1 protein-coding gene and 1 pseudogene are annotated in these 957 nt (G+C 45.4%); both read right to left on the bottom strand.

All coding sequences use genetic code 11. From position 1 onward, the window contains the following. On the bottom strand, positions 1 to 431 hold a 431-nt coding region (locus OGX90_RS01150), incomplete at its 3' end, for a DUF1240 domain-containing protein (protein ID WP_286573055.1). Further along, positions 415 to 957, bottom strand: a pseudogene (locus tag OGX90_RS01145) (hypothetical protein); the annotation flags it as partial. The gene OGX90_RS01150 and the pseudogene OGX90_RS01145, both read right to left, overlap by 17 nt.

Here is a 957-nt window from a genome sequence, read left to right as displayed (position 1 = left end):
TCGGTCCGGGTGTAATAGGTGCCAGACGTCGGGCCTGGACGCTCACATAAAACATAGTTAGTACCAAGAGGATAAAAAATAACAATAAAAGAGAAAATATTACCAATAACAAATCCTACCCCCGCGACGTGGAAAACAATGGTAAATGTCCTGTCGAAGAATTTTGGCGGCTGCATGCTTTTCGCAAAAGCCAGATAGGCAGTGCCCAAAGTAAAGCAACCCGTCACCGGAATCATGAAAAACATGCAAAATGAACCCCAGAAAAAATAGACGATGCTTCTGGATTCAATGAGATCGGTGAGATCCGGTACGCTGGCAATATACTCCACCCAAGTCCCCCCCCCAAAAATGAATATACAGAGAAATAAGTTGCATCTTTTCTTAATATTCACCAGATTAATATTATGCTTCATGTCAATAATTTCCGCCATAAAGGGAGCTTCTGTACCCCAGCCGTTGGATGTTCCTCTCTTCGATTCTTTGCCGTTCTTTAAGTCCCTCACGAATACACGCTATCAGTTTGTCTGATAGCTCATATTTGTTGTCCACTTCATTCAGAGACCAGGTAATAATAAAACCTAATACAACGACACCGACAATTTCTCCCCAAACCGGAACGGCGGCGCTAGAGAACAATAGAGGTACAGCTAACCCAAGAGTACTACCCACTGATTGCAAGACAAAAACACTCACAATCACCTTCGCCACATCCATCGTCACGTTTCCCAGCAGTGCGGCGACGTCATGCTCGGATTTAAACACCACCTCAATCAACCGCCAGCATGCGGAAAACCAGATGCAGAATTTGGCCCCTGACATTATGCCATTTCGAAACCCGGCGCTGCCAATGCCCACTTCAAGTACTTTAGGATGATTTATCCGGTAACGGGTTCCGTTAAGAATGCGCCGCAGAGAAGGGTAGCCCGTAATCTTCACATACAGCTTTCCCTGATAAGC

This window comes from Citrobacter sp. Cpo012, from assembly GCF_030333015.1.
Lineage (GTDB): Bacteria > Pseudomonadota > Gammaproteobacteria > Enterobacterales > Enterobacteriaceae > Citrobacter > Citrobacter portucalensis.
This window is presented reverse-complemented; position numbering and strand designations above follow the sequence as displayed.